The organism is Vibrio harveyi NBRC 15634 = ATCC 14126 = KCTC 12724 (genome assembly GCF_001591145.1).
In the GTDB taxonomy this organism is placed as follows: domain Bacteria; phylum Pseudomonadota; class Gammaproteobacteria; order Enterobacterales; family Vibrionaceae; genus Vibrio; species Vibrio harveyi.
In genome coordinates this window covers 1-1388 of the sequence record NZ_BCUF01000125.1, presented here as the reverse complement: position 1 = coordinate 1388, position 1388 = coordinate 1, and the positions used below count along the sequence as shown (strand labels likewise).

Below are 1388 nucleotides of genomic sequence, written 5' to 3'. Positions count from 1 at the left end.
CACTCTTAAACAGTTTGTTAGGTTACGTCCAATTTGAGTTGGACATCAAGAAAATCAATCAAATTATCCTCATATTTAGTAGAAGACAGACCTACAAACTGATAAGTCATCATTGCTGAAAAAATAACTTGGGTTGTCATTGTAATAGCGCTGAAGCTTAAACCACTATCTAAAGATTTATATAAAGATTTAGTACCATGAACTAGATCTGAACGAATGGAATATAGTTTTGATGCGTTCGATTTGGAGTTATGTTCATTAGGGTGGAAAACTAAATTTAAGTTTGAAACCCTATCTGAAAACTTGCTGCTAAGAGTTGTACTCCCTTTTTCCGAAGACATTGTTACCAATCTTTCCATGGAAGTTACAAGCTTAACTAACTGGGAGTGCTCATTAGTGTCATAGCTTGCATCACAAAACCATAGAATTGAATCAATCAAACGATCTACTAAACGATCCTCTATGGTTGGCATACATGCCGCCATAATTAGTTCTTTGACCCTATCTCCCAAAGGAGAATCAAGATTATCTTCGAATGAGTCCCAAAAACCATCCAACGACGTGCTAAACTGAAATTCTGAACAGGCTTTAAGACCATCTGAATCAAATAAGCCTTTGAATTTATAGTTTAAGTCACTCCCATGAAACTCAGTTGATATTTTATAATCGTACAATCCCATTGATATAAAATGAAGATGTATGATACCAACGACTAGGTTTAATACATTTTTAGATTTAAACTCAATCAGGTCATTATATGTTTGGGGGATATGAACAGAAACATAAGCGTTATATAGAAACCTTGAATCCTCACTTACTTTTATAAAGTCATCGGTTTGCTGCCTACTGCCAGGGTAAATATTAAACAGCTCTTCTTTTGGTATAACCTTCGCAGCACCTAAGTCTATTACCCTATCAATATTGTTAGCTATTATTGGAAAAATATAAGTAACGTCACCACCTTTCTTTCTACATTTTTTCAATGCACGATTTAGTATCTTTGTATAACCATTTCGATCAAATGGTTTACTCTCATATACATGCCGATAGATGGATTCACGCAATAGAATGTTAAACTCATTACTTTTAACATAGTAACCTAAACCTTGAGACTTGATGACGCGTTCCGATATATCAAAAAGCTTTTCATTAGCTTTGTTTGAGATGAACAGTTGAAACTTAGACTTATCCAACAAATCTTTGGGAGGACCAACAATAGCACTCATTCGATCGAATGGATTATCAAAGTCATTCGAAAAATCATCATATGATTCAGCGAGTAATTTTTTTAAACGAACAATTTCTTCAATTACAAACTCAAAGTCTTCAATATCTTTGTTTGACGCTGAAGCCATGTGTACTCCTAGTAACCTAACGCCTTGCTAAGG

1 protein-coding gene is annotated in these 1388 nt (G+C 34.4%); it reads right to left on the bottom strand.

The window, feature by feature from the left end; translation table 11 throughout:
- Positions 1–17 precede the first annotated feature (17 nt).
- Complete coding sequence (locus VHA02S_RS24755) at positions 18–1355, bottom strand: HEPN domain-containing protein (protein ID WP_038899202.1); 1338 nt, start codon at positions 1353–1355, stop codon at positions 18–20.
- Between the last annotated feature and the right edge of the window lie 33 nt (positions 1356–1388).

Excerpts from the sequence above, each read along its gene's own strand:
- VHA02S_RS24755 (WP_038899202.1), bottom strand. The coding sequence starts at position 1,355 with ATGGCTTCAGCGTCAAACAAAGATATTGAAGACTTTGAGTTTGTAATT.